The 14,558-nt window shown below is 54.9% G+C and carries 16 protein-coding genes; 6 read left to right on the forward strand and 10 right to left on the reverse strand.

All coding sequences use genetic code 11. The features are described 5' to 3' along the window. Positions 1-2 precede the first annotated feature (2 nt). The 7 genes from FJ146_05265 to FJ146_05295 all read right to left on the reverse strand — a co-directional run bounded on the left by FJ146_05265 (position 3) and on the right by FJ146_05295 (position 8,114). Positions 3-830 (reverse strand): enoyl-CoA hydratase/isomerase family protein, encoded by an 828-nt coding sequence (locus tag FJ146_05265; GenBank protein ID MBM4251357.1) that lies wholly within the window; start codon positions 828-830, stop codon positions 3-5. Further along, the gene (locus FJ146_05270; protein ID MBM4251358.1) at positions 830-2,650 is read right to left on the reverse strand and encodes a DUF1446 domain-containing protein; all 1,821 of its coding nucleotides are present in this window, start codon (positions 2,648-2,650) and stop codon (positions 830-832) included. Before FJ146_05270 ends, FJ146_05265 begins: the two co-directional genes overlap by 1 nt. A 24-nt stretch (positions 2,651-2,674) precedes the next feature. Further along, the gene (locus tag FJ146_05275; protein ID MBM4251359.1) at positions 2,675-4,279 is read right to left on the reverse strand and encodes a methylcrotonoyl-CoA carboxylase; all 1,605 of its coding nucleotides are present in this window, start codon (positions 4,277-4,279) and stop codon (positions 2,675-2,677) included. Between the two features lie 6 nt (positions 4,280-4,285). Continuing rightward, positions 4,286-4,972 (reverse strand): 3'-5' exonuclease, encoded by a 687-nt coding sequence (locus FJ146_05280; GenBank protein MBM4251360.1) that lies wholly within the window; start codon positions 4,970-4,972, stop codon positions 4,286-4,288. 80 nt (positions 4,973-5,052) lie between these two features. Next, on the reverse strand, positions 5,053-5,697 hold the full coding sequence (locus FJ146_05285; protein ID MBM4251361.1) for a queuosine precursor transporter: 645 nt from the start codon (positions 5,695-5,697) through the stop codon (positions 5,053-5,055). 58 nt (positions 5,698-5,755) lie between these two features. Then, the gene (locus FJ146_05290; protein ID MBM4251362.1) at positions 5,756-7,105 is read right to left on the reverse strand and encodes a hypothetical protein; all 1,350 of its coding nucleotides are present in this window, start codon (positions 7,103-7,105) and stop codon (positions 5,756-5,758) included. 40 nt (positions 7,106-7,145) lie between these two features. Next, positions 7,146-8,114 carry an MBL fold metallo-hydrolase gene (locus tag FJ146_05295; GenBank protein ID MBM4251363.1) on the reverse strand — a complete coding sequence of 323 codons (969 nt, stop codon included), beginning with the start codon at positions 8,112-8,114 and terminating at the stop codon, positions 7,146-7,148. 126 nt (positions 8,115-8,240) lie between these two features. On the opposite strand from FJ146_05295, the gene FJ146_05300 reads away from it, so the two are divergent. The 5 genes from FJ146_05300 to FJ146_05320 all read left to right on the forward strand — a co-directional run bounded on the left by FJ146_05300 (position 8,241) and on the right by FJ146_05320 (position 11,688). Then, positions 8,241-8,714, forward strand: a complete 474-nt coding sequence (locus FJ146_05300) for a hypothetical protein (GenBank protein ID MBM4251364.1) — start codon at positions 8,241-8,243, stop codon at positions 8,712-8,714. Positions 8,715-8,822: 108 nt separating this feature from the next. Further along, positions 8,823-9,095 carry a 30S ribosomal protein S16 gene (rpsP, locus tag FJ146_05305; protein MBM4251365.1) on the forward strand — a complete coding sequence of 91 codons (273 nt, stop codon included), beginning with the start codon at positions 8,823-8,825 and terminating at the stop codon, positions 9,093-9,095. Continuing rightward, positions 9,064-9,705, forward strand: a complete 642-nt coding sequence (locus FJ146_05310) for a hypothetical protein (GenBank protein ID MBM4251366.1) — start codon at positions 9,064-9,066, stop codon at positions 9,703-9,705. Before rpsP ends, FJ146_05310 begins: the two co-directional genes overlap by 32 nt. Beyond that, entirely contained in the window at positions 9,650-10,405 is a 756-nt protein-coding gene (gene trmD, locus FJ146_05315) for a tRNA (guanosine(37)-N1)-methyltransferase TrmD (protein ID MBM4251367.1), read from the forward strand. The genes FJ146_05310 and trmD overlap by 56 nt, the downstream gene beginning before the upstream one ends. Positions 10,406-10,407: 2 nt before the next feature. After that, positions 10,408-11,688 (forward strand): hypothetical protein, encoded by a 1,281-nt coding sequence (locus tag FJ146_05320; GenBank protein MBM4251368.1) that lies wholly within the window; start codon positions 10,408-10,410, stop codon positions 11,686-11,688. Between the two features lie 14 nt (positions 11,689-11,702). Here the strand turns inward: FJ146_05320 and FJ146_05325 are convergent, their stop codons facing one another. The 3 genes from FJ146_05325 to FJ146_05335 are packed head-to-tail and all read right to left on the reverse strand — an operon-like array spanning position 11,703 to position 13,873. Beyond that, positions 11,703-12,629 (reverse strand): flagellin FliC, encoded by a 927-nt coding sequence (locus tag FJ146_05325; GenBank protein ID MBM4251369.1) that lies wholly within the window; start codon positions 12,627-12,629, stop codon positions 11,703-11,705. A 52-nt stretch (positions 12,630-12,681) separates the two neighbouring features. After that, positions 12,682-13,350, reverse strand: a complete 669-nt coding sequence (locus tag FJ146_05330; protein ID MBM4251370.1) for a RibD family protein — start codon at positions 13,348-13,350, stop codon at positions 12,682-12,684. 37 nt (positions 13,351-13,387) lie between these two features. Then, positions 13,388-13,873, reverse strand: a complete 486-nt coding sequence (locus FJ146_05335; GenBank protein ID MBM4251371.1) for a CarD family transcriptional regulator — start codon at positions 13,871-13,873, stop codon at positions 13,388-13,390. 392 nt (positions 13,874-14,265) lie between these two features. Here FJ146_05335 and rpsO point away from each other — a divergent pair, with 392 nt between their 5' ends. Beyond that, positions 14,266-14,535 (forward strand): 30S ribosomal protein S15, encoded by a 270-nt coding sequence (gene rpsO, locus FJ146_05340; GenBank protein MBM4251372.1) that lies wholly within the window; start codon positions 14,266-14,268, stop codon positions 14,533-14,535. The last annotated feature ends 23 nt before the right edge of the window (positions 14,536-14,558 follow it).

Raw genomic sequence — 14,558 nt, forward strand, 5'->3', positions numbered from 1 at the left:
GATCAGTCCAGTCTCCAGTTGGGAGCAAGTTGAATGGCCCAAGATGGGGAGCTCTTAGCAAAAAATGCGGCAAGACCTGCACGTCCACTCGGCGATACGCGCGCTTCGGCAATCGCCGCAGCTGTGTAGGGACCTTGCTTAGCCCCATCTGCGATAACTTCGCGTAGTAGCTGCTTAACCGCCGCCTGTGCCTCAGGTGCTGCTTGGAGTAAGGAATTAAGTTCCTCGATCACCGCCTGATCGCGTTCAGATGCTGCGACAACACGCTGCACCAGTCCCGCTGCTAAAGCCTCGGATGTAGCGATGAGGCGTCCCGTCACAGCCCAGTATCTGAGAGTACCGGGGGCCACCTTGCGCACTAGATACGGCAGGATCACTGCCGGTATCAATCCGAGCTTCACCTCGCTTAAACAAAAGCGTGCGCCCTCTACCGCCACTACTATGTCACAAGCTGCGGCCAACCCCACGGCACCGCCGTAAGCGGATCCCTGCACGCAGGCCAAGGAGGGGAAGGGCAGATTAGCCAGGGACTCAAAGAGACCGATCAACTTGTCGGCGTCACGCACATTGCCATCGTAATCTAACTGAGTGGCCTCTTTCATCCAGCCCAGATCGGCACCAGCTGAGAAGTGCTTCCCGTTGCCGCGCAGCACTAAGGCACGGCAGTGAGGATCAGTGGCCACGCATTGCAGATGAGTGGTGAGTTCAGTGATCACAGAAGCACTTAGGGCGTTAGCAACATCGGGACGGTTTAACGTAAGCACAGCCACGAAGTCGTCGTGACCCACGCCAACCGGTACTTTTTTCAGTTGAGTTACGTGCTCAGTCATTAGGTCCCCGTTGCGGTGCGAAGCTGCTTCACCTCAGCCAGCACTTGCTCAGGAATGGGCGCAAGCTGACGTAAAAGTGCTTGCGCAAAAGTCTTACCCTGCGCATCTGCTCTTAGGGTCAAGGTACCGCCGCCACCCAAAGCATGTTCGAGCAGGAAGTTAAAGCCTTGCATATTATCCAGACGGTAACGCACGACGCGACCTAAACACAGTTCCTGGAATACATCCTTAACCCTCTGCGCGGTCAGGTATTCGTTGAGGAAAGCCATGGCCAGGGGGCTGCGCGCCATGACACCAATGTTAGCAGTGTCACCCTTATCACCACTGCGAGCTAAACAAATTTCATATAGTGGCGCGCCGGCTGTCGCGACGGCAGCGCGCACCGGATCACGCGGCTTTTCTGCTACCTGAATATCGCTTTCGTTGGCACGGAAACGCCCTGACTGCGTATTGGTAACGTCCTTATCTTCTTTGAATCCATCACTATAAAGCGCCACACGTGGATGGATGGCAGCCTTGGGCATGAGCGCCGGCCAGTAGCTGACGATATCTTGAACTTTGCCGACGCCTCCAAGGATACAAACTCCTGGAGGGCCACCAAGAATGACCGATGGCACTACTTTGGCAAACTGTCTCAGCTTCTTTGTATCGTAGTCACGAGCGCCTAGGCGCATGATGATCTCATTGGCCTCCTCGTCGCGCCCCATACTGCGGTGAAAGGCATTGAGGCCAAAGAATTCCGTCTCAGTCGCGACAAAGTCCTTGCCGGCGCGGTCCCAAAAGATCGCGGCAAAAGCTTCGGCCTTGCGCCGTGCGTTAGGTCCCGAGATCGCAATCTCGCCCACACATTTGGCACCGTCACTGTAGGCCATAGAGACCTTGTAGGAGTCAGTAGGTTCATAGCCCTTGACTCCACTGACACGCACACGATCCGGACCTTCTTGCTCTAGGTGAATAGTCGAAAAGTCCGCCACGACATCCGGCGTAATGTAAGCCTTTGGTGACCCCATCTCATAAAATAGCTGCTCGCGCACGGTATCAACCGATACCAGTCCACCCGTCCCGGGATGTTTTGTGACGACAAAACTACCATCGGCATGCATCTCAACAATCGGATAGCCGATGTTCTTATACGACTTCACGAGGTGCCAATCGCTGAAGTTGCCGCCCGTGGCCTGGCTACCACACTCGATAATGTGACCAGCAACCACACCCGCGGCAAGTTTATCCCAATCGTCCCAGCGCCAGCCGAACGTATGGACCATGGGGCCTATGGAAATACCCGTGTCTGTGACGCGTCCCGTGATGATGATATCTGGATCCCATGCCAGCGCGGCTGCCACTGGCGTCGCACCGAAGTAGACATTGGCTGCTTCGATCTGCTTTTCGACATCGGCAAATGCCTTGCCATTTTCCATATTCTTGAAGTCACAACCCTTGGCCTTTAGCTCAGAGAGTTGATCAAGAATATTGTCACCGTAAACGACGGCAATCCGCGGGTTGAGTCCAAGGCGCCCCGCCATAGCACTAATAGCCGCAGCACAAGCACCGGGATTAATGCCACCCGCATTGGTGATGAGCTTAGTTTTGTTGGCCAGAAGTCGCGGCAGTACCTTTTCGAGCATGGGCAAGAAATCCTTGGCATACCCGGCTTCAGGATCGCGCTTGCGTTGTTTTTGCATGATCGACATGGTGATCTCGGCGAGAAAATCCATCGAGATATAGTCGAGTTTGCCGCCGTTTACTTGCCGCGTGAGCGCCTCAGGATCGTCACCCCAATAGCCACTGGCATTGCCGATGGTAATCACCTTCTTAGTCATACTTAATCCTCGCCCAGCGGGCATTTACATGCGGAAAATTCCGAAATTAGTCGGGGCCCATTGATGGTGCAGCGTCGAGGCCAAGGCCATCGCCAACACCTGGCGCGTATCCCTGGGATCAATCACACCGTCGTCCCATAGGCGGGAGGACGAGTAGTAACAGGAGCTCTCACGCTCGTATTTGTCGAGTATAGGCTCCTTGAGCCGTTGACGTTCGGCATCGTCCAACTGCGCGCCTTGTCTTGCCAACTGTTGCTCTTTGACCGTCACCAACACGTTAGCTGCTTGCTCGCCACCCATGACCGAGATCCTTGCGTTTGGCCACATAAAGAGGTAGCGCGGATCATAGGCGCGACCGCACATACCGTAATTGCCGGCACCGTAGCTGCCACCGATCACCAAAGTGATTTTGGGTACGTTCGCACACGCCACGGCGTGCACCAATTTAGCGCCGTCTTTAGCGATGCCGCGGTGTTCATACTGCTTACCGACGATAAACCCGGTAATGTTTTGCAAGAAAAGAAGAGGTACCCGCTCTTGCGCGCAGAGCTCGATGAAATGCGCCGCTTTCAAGGCGCTCTCAGAGAAAAGCACCCCATTGTTGGCCAAAATGCCGACAGGAATACCCTCGATGTGAGCAAACCCAGCAAGGAGCGTCGTCGCATAATTGCGCTTAAATTCAAAAAACTCAGACCCATCGACTACGCGTGCAATCACCTCACGCGCGTCAAAAAATTTACGAGGATCACTTGGAATCACCCCGAGTAGCTCGCACGGATCATAAACGGGCGGCCGTGACGGGCGTAATTTAATCGGTGCGGCCTCAGGAGCCCCGAGATGAGCAACAATATCCCGAAGAATCTCTACGGCGTGCGTATCATCCTCGGCAAGATGATCCGCTACACCCGAAATCCCGGTGTGTACGTCAGCACCCCCTAGCTCTTCGGCTGTGACATCCTCACCCGTCGCCGCTTTAACCAGCGGCGGCCCGGCGAGAAAGATGGTGCCTGTACCACGAACAATAACATTCTGATCCGACATCGCCGGGATGTATGCGCCTCCAGCGGTACAAAGTCCGTGCACTGAGGATATCTGCTGAATACCCTGAGCACTCATGCGGGCCTGGTTGAAGAAAATGCGCCCGAAATCATCCTTGTCCGGAAACACTTCGTCCTGCATCGGCAAAAAAGCACCGCCTGAATCCACCATGTAAATACAAGGTAGATGATTCGCTGCCGCGACTTCCTGTGCGCGCAAATGCTTCTTCACCGTAATGGGATAGTAGGTACCACCTTTAACGGTCTGGTCGTTGGCAACGATCACGCAGGTCCGGCCGGCAACCTGGCCTACACCGGTCACAATACCACCGGATGGCACTTGATCTTCGTAAAGATCGACTCCCGCTAGTTGCGAGAGTTCAAGGAAACGACTCCCAGGATCGATCAGCGCAGCCACGCGCTCGCGTGCCAGCATCTTGCCTTGCTGTTTTTGGTACGACGCTGCCTTCTCCCCACCACCACTAGCGGCAACCTGCTGCCGCTCCTTGAGCTCGTTAGCAAGACGTTCATGATGCGCTTGGTTTTCGAGGAAACTGGCACTGCCAGTTTGGATCTGACTCGTTATCTTCATACGCTCTTACACCAAATAAGGTTGAAAGTGTGACCACTGGGACAAAGAGGCTCCCTCACCGCTCAGCATGCCTTCTAGTACGCCCACCGTGACCTTGATGTCACCAATAGCGCGGTGACGCGCCTCAAAGCTGAGACCATAGTGAGCAGCCAATGTGTCCAATTTTTTATTTTCAAGCTCAGGCAAAAGTTGCCTAGCCATCTTGAGTGTGCAGAAACACGGCCACTCAAGATCAATGCCCTGGCGCGAACACGCGGCCTTGAGCATCGACATGTCGAATTCGGCGTTATGCGCGACCAGTATGCTGCCCTCAATGAAGGCCAAGAACTCGGGCAAAACCTTTGCGATCGTGGGCTGACCAACCAGCATATCAGGGCTAATACCGGTCAGTTTAATAATATCGTCCGTCAACTCGATATCGGTATGTACTAAACAAGAAAATTGATCAACTGGTCCCAACGCACTGAGTTTGATAGCACCAATTTCGATAATGCGATCAGCGTTGGCATCGAGCCCTGTGGTCTCTAAGTCAAAGATGACGATACTGCCACGGCGCACAGGCACCTCAGGAGCAGGTACGTAACGCTTGAGGCGACGCAGGTGCAGGACGGCATCGGCGTCACTCTCCCCCCCAGATTCGGTCTCGGGAAAAAGCACGTCTTGAAACATGGAATATACGAGCTGCGCACTCACGCTAAGCCCTCGTCAGTCAAAAAGGTCGTTGGAACTGCCGAGGCATTATTTAGCTGATTGGCGCAGGCTTGTCATCCACCTCAATCAGCTAAGCTGAACGGAGTAAAATCGGTATCCCGGTCGTAATAGTCCTCGCCCTCGCGGCTCTTGAGGAAATCGACCACGGCATAGGTGACAGGGGTCGCAAGGACCTCCCAGCCCACCTTGATCACATAATTACCGAGCATCATCGCCAGGAGCAACTTAGTCTCCAGGAGACCGTAAAAGGCCATTGGATAGAAGAGCGAGCTATCGATCGCCTCGCCAATCGCCGTAGAGCTGATGGTCCGCACCCACAGGCGGCGGCCGGACATGGCGACTTTCATCTTAGCCATTACAAAGGAATTGGCAAATTCGCCGAGAAAATAGGCTAACATCGACGCCAGAGTCACCCGCGGCGTCGCACCAAAAACCTGCTGTAAGGCCTCCTGCCCCGTGAAGCCGGCGGCCGGGGGGATGGCTAAGACCACCCAGCTCATGACCGAGGCAAACATGAGGGCTCCAAAACCAGCCCATACCACGCGCCGCGAGCGCGCGTAGCCATAGACCTCAGTCAGCACATCGCCAAACATGTAACTAAGCGGAAAAAAAAGAGCTCCGCCACCGAAGGTAAAACCCATCACCGTCACGGGCTTGCCCACTCCTATGAGGTTGGAGCACAGAAGTGAGGCCACAAAGGCAGCCATGATCAAATCGTAATAGCGATAGGAGCGGCGCAAGGTCGCCTCCAGCGGCGTTATAGTATCAGTACCAGTCGTTAACTACCGCCAGCAGGGCTGCTGGGGCTTGTAGCGTACCGCGCACTATAGTCCTGAGCCACTCGTGCTGGCTAATGTATTCTGCTACGGGCGGACTGAGTCGGTAGTATGTGGCTACCAAATATCGGCCAAGCGGATGCGTCAGCAGAATTCTGTCACGGAACTTCCGGAATAGGTAGAGATCACGATGGAGTGTGGTCCCGTAAGCAGCAGTTGCGACCATGCAGCGAAAATCTACAGTCCTACCGCCAGGTTCGCCATTGAGCTCCGAGAGCGTATAGTTAGGCGAGGGCACACCGATCACGCATTGCTGACCCGCCGCGGGTGTCGTGCTCGGGGTGTCGTACTGGAGGAACACCACATAGCGGTGATTGTTGGTCAGTCCATTGATGGTGACAGCGCCCGCGCTTGCCGGCGCTGACTGCACCTGAAAGCCCGAGATATTCTTGGCGATATCAGCGGTGGCAAGGTAATAATTACTGGTGGTTGAGGCATCTGCATCGTTCGCAGGGCATTTGATACAGGTGCTGAAGACGTCCGTAGGTTGCGTGTAGGCACACGTGGCGGCCGTGTCGTTATCCGTGGTGCCGGTGGTTCCACCCTTATACAGGTAGCCAGGCACATCGCGGCTGGCGACGTCGATATCGACCACGAAGACATTGACGCTACTTGGCGTAGCTTTTGTCGTGCTCCCAGTCACTGCCACTTGCCCGGGTGGGTCCCAAGAGACGGTGATCTGCTCCATGCTCCCGACCACGGGAGCTGTGGTCGCAAACTTGGGCACCTCGGTCGCTATGTAGTTTGCCTGCTGGATACTGGTCGGCGTATTGACGTTCGACCCGATCAAGTTGCTCGATCCAGTCCCTCCCAGATAAAACGCGGCTCCCACTTGCACGGCCCCGGGCGATGATTTAGCTGCCAGTACGGCCGGGGAGTTCTTACCGCCAGCGTCAAACCCAGGCATGTACCAGAAGGTTACCTGGTACACGAAGTCGAAGGTCGATCCATTGGGCGTTCCCGTATCCGGAGTCGACGAGGTGACCGTCACGTAATAGGGCATGCCCGTGGTTACACGGGCCGAGGTGCTTGCAGCTGGAGCGTTGGTGCCGCCCACCGACTGCGGTAGATAGAGAAAGAGCCGATTGGTCGGTGTCCGATCCGTCCGACCAAGCGCCACCTGCTGCGCCGTGACCCCAACAACTTGCACCGTAACGGTAAAGCTACCTGCACTGAGATTCCGAGGCAGAGTCCCAGTGATATTGAAATTGACTGCCCACGCAGGAGCAGCCACCATGAGCGCTACCGTCACAACCAACCAGCGCAAAATTTGCCGCATGCGCTCTACCCTCACGTGTATCTGATCCCAGACCGCTAGGTCACAACTCGACCTTTAGGCCATCGTAAGCCAGACGTAGCGTCGGCCCCTCTGGTTGAACTTTTTCCCACACATTCCGGTAGGAGTCTAACTGTGACTGCATGTACTTCTTGGCGTTGGCATACATACGCCGCAGCTTCTCTTCGCTCGACCAAGGGTCATGATGGGTGAAGAGTACGTTTTTGATACCTTCGCGGAGGGCTAGATCCACACCGATATTAGGACTGCAGTGTCCCCAATCAAACCGACTGGCGAGCTCCGACATCTCGTACTGGGCATCAAAAAGAAGGCCATCGAGATTTTGGTAATACACCAGATCGCGTCCCAGCTCAGCCGGGGTGAGCCGCTTGAACTCCCCGTCCACGCCAATAGCAAACGATTTGGTTCCACCCTCAATGCGGAAACCAAAGGAGCCACCGGGGTGGTCCAGAACGAAGGGCTTCACGGTCATCGGGCCAACCTGCGTGGCTTCGTAGAGTTTGATTTGGTGAAATTCGATGGTGCTACCCAACTGACTCCATGTCAGGGGGAAGTTGACGCCGTTGAAGTTGATTTTAATGAACTCAGGTGCATTGCGATGCACGTGGTAGATATGGATTTTATACCCTGGGATATGCACAGGAATGAAAAACGGCATGCCCATGATGTGGTCCCAGTGCATATGGGTCATGAAGACATGAAACTCTTTGGCACCTTGCTGCATGGCAAGCGTTCCGGCGTCGCGAAATCCTGACCCCATGTCGATGTAGACCGACTGGCCGTCGTGGTGAATCTCGGTACAGGTGGTGTTGCCGCCGAAGACTACAGGATTGTTTAGACGCCCGTCCTTGATAGCAGCGATCAGTTCAAAAGCACTCGTGAGGCCGATCTTGCTGCCCTGGACGACAATGTCCTCCAGCACTGACAGGAACTTGTCATGACTAGTCGGCACAGGCAGAGAGCCACGGGTGCCCCAGCATTTGATGTACACACAGTCCCCCGTGCATCCGGCGCCCTACAGGCACCCACTTCTGCTAAAAAACTAGGTGGTTAGTGTCTTTTAGTATAGCTCAAATCGGGTAACTGGGTATACAATTTTAGGAAATAGGAGTCAGCAGTGAGCAATCAAGGCATCCAGATCGAAGACAAGGGTGGGGTTTACTTCGTCCGCGGAGTGCTGGACGAGTATGCCGATCTGAGTAGCTTGCTGACCAAGCCAGCGCCTCTCAGGTTGAACCTCCAGGGTCTGACCAGACTGAACAGTATCGGCGTCCGCAACCTACTCAAGTTCCTCGCCAGCTGGGGCGACAAGCCGTTGATTTATGAACACTGCACCAGTGAATTTATCGATCAGTTGAGCATGATTCCGGCCCTCCTTGGCATCAAAAAGCAGGGGCAGGTGGCATCACTCTATGTCCCATTTGAGTGCACGAGCTGCGATCATGAGGCCGATATTTTTGGCCAAATGAGCGAATATCACGGATCTTTAAAAACCAATGCGTGGCCCAGCAAGGTCTGCACTAAGTGCGGCGGCTCGATGCAAGTGATCAGCGATACGTTTTTTGCCTTCGCCCAGAGCAAGTCAGCGTAGCCGGGCACACTGAAAATTCTTGGTTTAGTCCTAGCCTCTCGCTAAACGCTGTGTTATACCCTCCCGTCCATAGGGCCTACGCCCTTGTTTTTTGGAGGATAAGTTTACATGGCAGTGCACGTGCGCCTATCTCGGCACGGAACCCGCAACCGTCCCTTCTACCACATTGTCGCCGCGGATCATAAGATGCGCCGGGATGGTCGTTTTATCGAGAAGTTAGGCGTCTATGACCCAGGTCAAGAGCCGTCTCTAGTTGACGTTAAAGAAGACCGCCTACAACACTGGTACGAGCGTGGCGCTCACCTGAGCGACACCGTAGCTAAGCTCTTGAAAGTTAAGAACATCAAGCTTGCGCGCAAAAACACCAGCAAAAAAGCCTGAGTCTAAAGCTCTCCCGAGCAAGACATCAACCCCTGCCTCAGCTTTCGTCGTGATCGGCCAAGTCGGCCGACCACATGGGCTGGGTGGGGCTTTTTTTGTCTCGGGCCGCAAGGAAGCCATCGACCCCAAATACGGTGAGCTCAAGATTGGTCCAAGTTTGGCCCAAGCCACTACCGTCAAGGTCGAGACTTCAGCCATGCAGTCCGGCAGGCCATTGCTCAAATGCAGTTTAGCCTTTGACAGGACGACAGCAGCACAGATTACCGGACACCTTATCTTTGCAGATCGGCGGCATATCCAGGCACAACGTGGCGACGATATGCTGTGGAGTGATCTTGAGCGGGCCGAAGTCCTCGATTGTGAGGGCGTCGTGATTGGCCGCATCCATCATGTCTACAACGCAGGGTCCAGTGACATCATCGAGGTCACCGACGGAATTCGCAGTGTCGACATCCCCCTCATTCCTGACTATCTAGCCGGTGATGACGCTCTGGCAACTGGCGCGGACGGGCGATTTCAACTTCATCTAAAAGTACCCCGCAGCACTTTCGACGATGTATGGAATGACCAGACCAAGGATAGGCCGGCCTCTGAGCCCAGTGATGCGTAGCTTCTACGTCCTTACAGTCCACCCGGAGTTCATCCGCGCTTATGGTGAGTTCGGGGCACTTAGAGCCGCTGCAGCCAAGGGTAAAGCCGTGGTACAGCCGGTAGCCCTGCGAGATTTCGCCGTCGATCGCCACGGTAGTGTTGACGATCATCCCTACGGTGGTGGTGACGGAATGGTGCTTAGACCGGAGCCGTTGGCCGCAGCCCTGCGCTCCTTGCCTGTGCGGCCGCGGGTCATCCTGATGTCGCCGGTCGGTAAGGTTTGGACCCAGCAGGATGCCGTAGACTATGCCGCCGATGACCGCCCCGTTGCCTTTGTCTGCGGTCGCTTCGCTGGCGTTGATCAGCGCTTCATCGACCGCTACGTTGACGCAGAATATTCGTGCGGAGACGTGATCCTTACTGGTGGTGAATTACCGGCCCTGATGATGATCGACTCGATCGTCAGGTTGTTGCCTGATGTACTAGGCAATCCCGAAAGTCCACGCTGCGACTCATTTGCAGCGTCCTTTGGTGGCGGACTTGAGTACGCCCTGTACACGCGTCCGCCGGTATTTGAGGGCGTGAGTGTCCCGGCCGTGTTACTGTCGGGAGATCACAATGCGATCACCCAGTGGCGCACTGCTAATGCGACGGAGCGCACCGCCCGTCTCAGACCAGATTTGGTGAGAGTAGGAAATACGAACAAAGGAAAGACGTAGCAATGGACGTCCTGAGTCCTGGTCAGAGCATGCAAACCATAGCCACGGTTTTCTTTGCCTTGGCTGTGGTACACACCTTTGCGGTGAAATACCTAGCGGCACTGGCCCGCCGGTTTCCTGCCGGATCAGTTGGCGAAAATCTCCTGCATTTTTTGGCTGAGGTCGAGGTGGTCTTTGGCCTGTGGGCGGCGCTTCTCATAGCAGTCTGGACCACTCGCTTTGGCATCGATTCAGCCGTCGGCTACCTCGATGGCGTCAACTTCACCGAGGCAGGATTTGTCTTCGTCATTATGTGCATGGCTGCTACGCGCCCTGTCTTGGATCTAGCTCGGTGGGGTACACTTGCACTTGCGAGGCTCTTGCCGCTGAGACCACGTCTAGGCATCTACGTCACCACCTTGACCGTGGGGCCGCTACTTGGCTCTCTCATCACGGAACCAGCCGCTATGACGGTGACAGCATTACTACTGCGCGATCATTTCTTTACCCATGAGATGAGTGCCAGGTTCCGATACTGCACTTTGGCACTACTCTTTGTGTCCGTATCCATAGGTGGCACTTTGACCTCATTTGCAGCGCCGCCAGTGCTCATGGTAGCGCACAGTTGGAACTGGTCAGACAGCTTCATGCTACACAGATTTGGCTGGAGATCTGTGGTGGCCATTGGCACCAGCGTATGCGGCACTGCATGGTACTTTCGGCAGGAATTGCGCGCTGCTTCCAGCGACGCCAAGCGGAAACTCGGTCACGAGCGCCCGCCCCTCTGGGTGGCCGCAGTACACTTGTTGTTTATTGCTTTAACGATCAGCTGCAGCCATCACATGCGCCTATTTGTGCCGGTGTTCCTCTTTTTCCTTGGTTGGTGTGCCGTAACGCGCGAGTACCAAGACGAGCTTAGGCTGAGGGAAAGCCTCTTGGTTGCCTTTTTTCTTGGCGGCCTTGTGACACTCGGGGGTCTACAGAATTGGTGGCTGGAACCCCTACTGGCGCATCTGGAGCCCGTCCAACTCTTTTGGGGCACCACAGCCCTAACTGCCATTACAGACAATGCTGCCCTGACCTACCTTGGCAGCCTGGTGACAGACATCAGCACGCCAGCAAAATACGCCCTAGTTGCGGGCGCAGTCTGTGGAGGTGGTCTTACAGTCATCGCAAACGCGCCAAATCCTGCAGGCCACGGCCTACTGCGGGACACCTTTGGCGAGGACGGCATTAGCCCTATGTGGCTCCTCATCAGCGCCGTACCTTACACGCTACTCGCTGCAGCGGTGTTTCTCATCTAATACGACTTCAGAGATCAGCCCTGCAGCAACTTGAGGGCAATCTCCGGCTGCTGATTAGCCTGCGTCAGCACTGCAGCGCCCGCCTGTTGGAGAATACGGCTTTGCGTCAAAGCCGCCGTCTCACTGGCAAAGTCGACATCCTTGATCCGGGAACGCGCCGCCGACAGGTTTTCCGTCGACACGGCAATAGCCTTGTCGGTTTTTTCCAGACGGTTTTGAACTGCACCGAGCTCCGCACGGTACCTCGCCACTCTCTCGAGCGCGTCGTCGATTTTGGTGATCGAACTCTGAGCTCCAACTTTAGAATCGATCCGCGTACCATCGGGATTCTGGGCGCTGCCTAGCCCCAGTGAACCATCACCCTCTGTGAAAGCATTGAGCGTCGACATATCGATACGGATAATGTTGGTAGGGTTGGGATGGTTCAGCGCGTCGGATTTCTGGTAGTAGTTCTTACCGACTTGAATCTCGAGCGGCGGTGGATTGTGCAAGCGCCGCATCTCTTCCGGAATCTCGCGCGTACCAGTCAAGAGGCGGGTACCGTTAAATTCGGTACTAGCAGCGATACGGTCAATCTCGTCCTTGAGCTGGAAGAATTCCTGGTTTAGATAGTTACGCTCCCGCTGACCGATCGTATCTGAGGCGGCTTGGATTGATAACTCGCGCAACCGCACCATGATGTTATTAATCTCGGAGAGGCCACCCTCGGCCGTCTCGACGAGCGAGATACCGTCGTTGGCGTTGCGCCTTGCTTGGTTGAGACCACGCACATCGGCGCGCAGCACCTCAGCGATGGCGAACCCGGCAGCGTCGTCGGAGCCTTTGTTGACGCGGTAACCCGAGGCCAAGCGCTCTGTAGACTTGGATACCTCTTCACCCGACATCATCATGTATCGTTGAGCGATGAGGGACTGGACGTTTGTACGTACACGTAAGCCCATGGGCTACCCTTCCGAGACGGTCACCTTTTAATCAGATCACGATTTAATCAGATCACGATTTAATCAGATCATAAGATAAGATTACTAGGTTTCCTACGACCTGAGAAGAAGCCAGGCTAAACATAATTGATTTGTTGACTGGTGGTTGCACGAGGGGGAGCGCCTCTGACCGAGCAACAATTAAGGGGCAAACCGTCACGATTAAGCGATCGACCAACCCGGCAGAATAAAATTCTCGGTTAACACTTGCCCCCCCGAAAAGCAGGACGCGCTCGCAACCAGCTGCGGCGAGGGCGTTCACGATGGTGTCTGGGGCAGGATCGTTACCATAGGCAAGATGCCGCACCTCACCCTTGTGTGCGGGCAACTTCGCTGCAGTCTCGGTGACTATCCACCGAGGGAGCTCGGCCTGGTCATAGAACGGCTGCCCGGCCGGCAGACCCTTGCGACTCATGACCACCCAGATGGGATAGCGCCCGCGATCGTTGACGACCGAAAAGGCCTGGCCACTTGCTTGCAGCGAACTGCTACCCACGATGATCGCATCCGCGGAGCGGATAAGTCCCAGCAAATGCTCGAAATCGTCCTGGCTGGTAAAGCCAGACTCAAGGCGCTCCTTGTCGGTCTCGCCCGGATGGGAGGCAATCCGGCCATCGAGACTGATGGCCATGACATTCGTGATCTTGAGTGCGGCATGCTTAACTAGAGAGGCGCTCTTCACAGGCAACTCAACGCAGTGGTTGATGCCCAGAACCCGCTCAGTTTGGCATCAACAGTTGACTCAGCTCGACCTCGACCTCGTTAGCCTCACGACTTGCTGCGGCGCTGATCTCCGAGACCAACATGGCCAGGGCCTTGTCCATCATCTTCTTCTCGCCGTATGACAGGTCCTTATCGCCCTTGAGGGAGCAAAGATCCCGCAACACTTCAGCAATATCAGCAACGGAGCCAGTCCGCAGCTTATCATTAAATTCCCGAAACCGGCGATTCCAAGTCGTGTGCGAAACTTTACCCGGGCTTCTGAGGATCGAGTAAATGGAGTTGATCTGCTCATCGCTGATCAGCCCGCGCATGCCGGCCCGCTCGCAGCCACTAATAGGTACCATGAGCGTGGCGCCAGATGCCAAGATCTGCAACACATAGAAGTCTTGATTGGTACCGCCGATCTTGCGAGACTCAATCCGCTTGATCACGCCGACACCGTGGGCAGGGTAAACAGCCTTGTCTCCGACTTTGAATTGCATACATGACTCCGGGTTGTTTCTTATCGGTCAATGATGCGAGCCAAGCTGTGCACGATAGCAAAGGGGACGAGACTGATGCAGACAAGTCAGATCGCGACTGCTTAGCGGATGGAGCGTCCCAGGCCACCAGCGGATAGAAGTCCTAGGTGGGGCACACTCTAAGCCAAAATAGATCGACACTCACAAAAACTAGTCAATTTTAAATGAATTGTCAAACTATTTATAATAAAAGATACATTAGTTTGTTTACTTTTAATTATTACAGCAATTTGAAACAGCTTCGCTTGCCTACTTCGTTTATTTGCGCTAAACCACCATGCTTACTACTCGCCTACAGAGGGTTTCCCGAATAGGTTGTAGTCATCATTCAGTAATTATTGGAGATCGCGTTCATGTCATTGTCTGCCGCTCAAACCGCGGAACTATTGAAGAAGTACGGCCGTCACGAGAACGACACTGGTTCCCCGGAAGCTCAAGTAGCTCTCCTAACCGCCCGTCTTAACTACCTTAATGACCACTTCAAGGCGCACAACAAAGACCACCACTCGCGGACGGGTCTGATGAAGCTCGTAGGACAACGTCGTCGTTTGCTCGATTTCTTGCACCGCCAAGATTACGAAGCTTACAAGAAGCTCATCAGCGATCTAGGAATCCGTAAGTAACGGTTACTTGGTCTCTTGTTGTT

This window comes from Deltaproteobacteria bacterium (assembly GCA_016874735.1).
Classification (GTDB): Bacteria; Bdellovibrionota_B; Oligoflexia; order Oligoflexales; family CAIYRB01; genus CAIYRB01.

What these genes read in the sequence shown, in the direction of transcription:
- FJ146_05335 (MBM4251371.1), bottom strand. Translation starts at nt 13,873, where the DNA reads ATGCAATTCAAAGTCGGAGACAAGGCTGTTTACCCTGCCCACGGTGTC.
- trmD (MBM4251367.1), top strand. Translation starts at nt 9,650, where the DNA reads ATGTATGGAATGACCAGACCAAGGATAGGCCGGCCTCTGAGCCCAGTG.
- FJ146_05265 (MBM4251357.1), bottom strand. Translation starts at nt 830, where the DNA reads ATGACTGAGCACGTAACTCAACTGAAAAAAGTACCGGTTGGCGTGGGT.
- FJ146_05270 (MBM4251358.1), bottom strand. Translation starts at nt 2,650, where the DNA reads ATGACTAAGAAGGTGATTACCATCGGCAATGCCAGTGGCTATTGGGGT.
- FJ146_05325 (MBM4251369.1), bottom strand. Translation starts at nt 12,629, where the DNA reads ATGGGCTTACGTGTACGTACAAACGTCCAGTCCCTCATCGCTCAACGA.
- FJ146_05320 (MBM4251368.1), top strand. Translation starts at nt 10,408, where the DNA reads ATGGACGTCCTGAGTCCTGGTCAGAGCATGCAAACCATAGCCACGGTT.
- FJ146_05275 (MBM4251359.1), bottom strand. Translation starts at nt 4,279, where the DNA reads ATGAAGATAACGAGTCAGATCCAAACTGGCAGTGCCAGTTTCCTCGAA.
- FJ146_05290 (MBM4251362.1), bottom strand. Translation starts at nt 7,105, where the DNA reads ATGCGGCAAATTTTGCGCTGGTTGGTTGTGACGGTAGCGCTCATGGTG.
- rpsP (MBM4251365.1), top strand. Translation starts at nt 8,823, where the DNA reads ATGGCAGTGCACGTGCGCCTATCTCGGCACGGAACCCGCAACCGTCCC.
- FJ146_05285 (MBM4251361.1), bottom strand. Translation starts at nt 5,697, where the DNA reads ATGGCTGCCTTTGTGGCCTCACTTCTGTGCTCCAACCTCATAGGAGTG.
- rpsO (MBM4251372.1), top strand. Translation starts at nt 14,266, where the DNA reads ATGTCATTGTCTGCCGCTCAAACCGCGGAACTATTGAAGAAGTACGGC.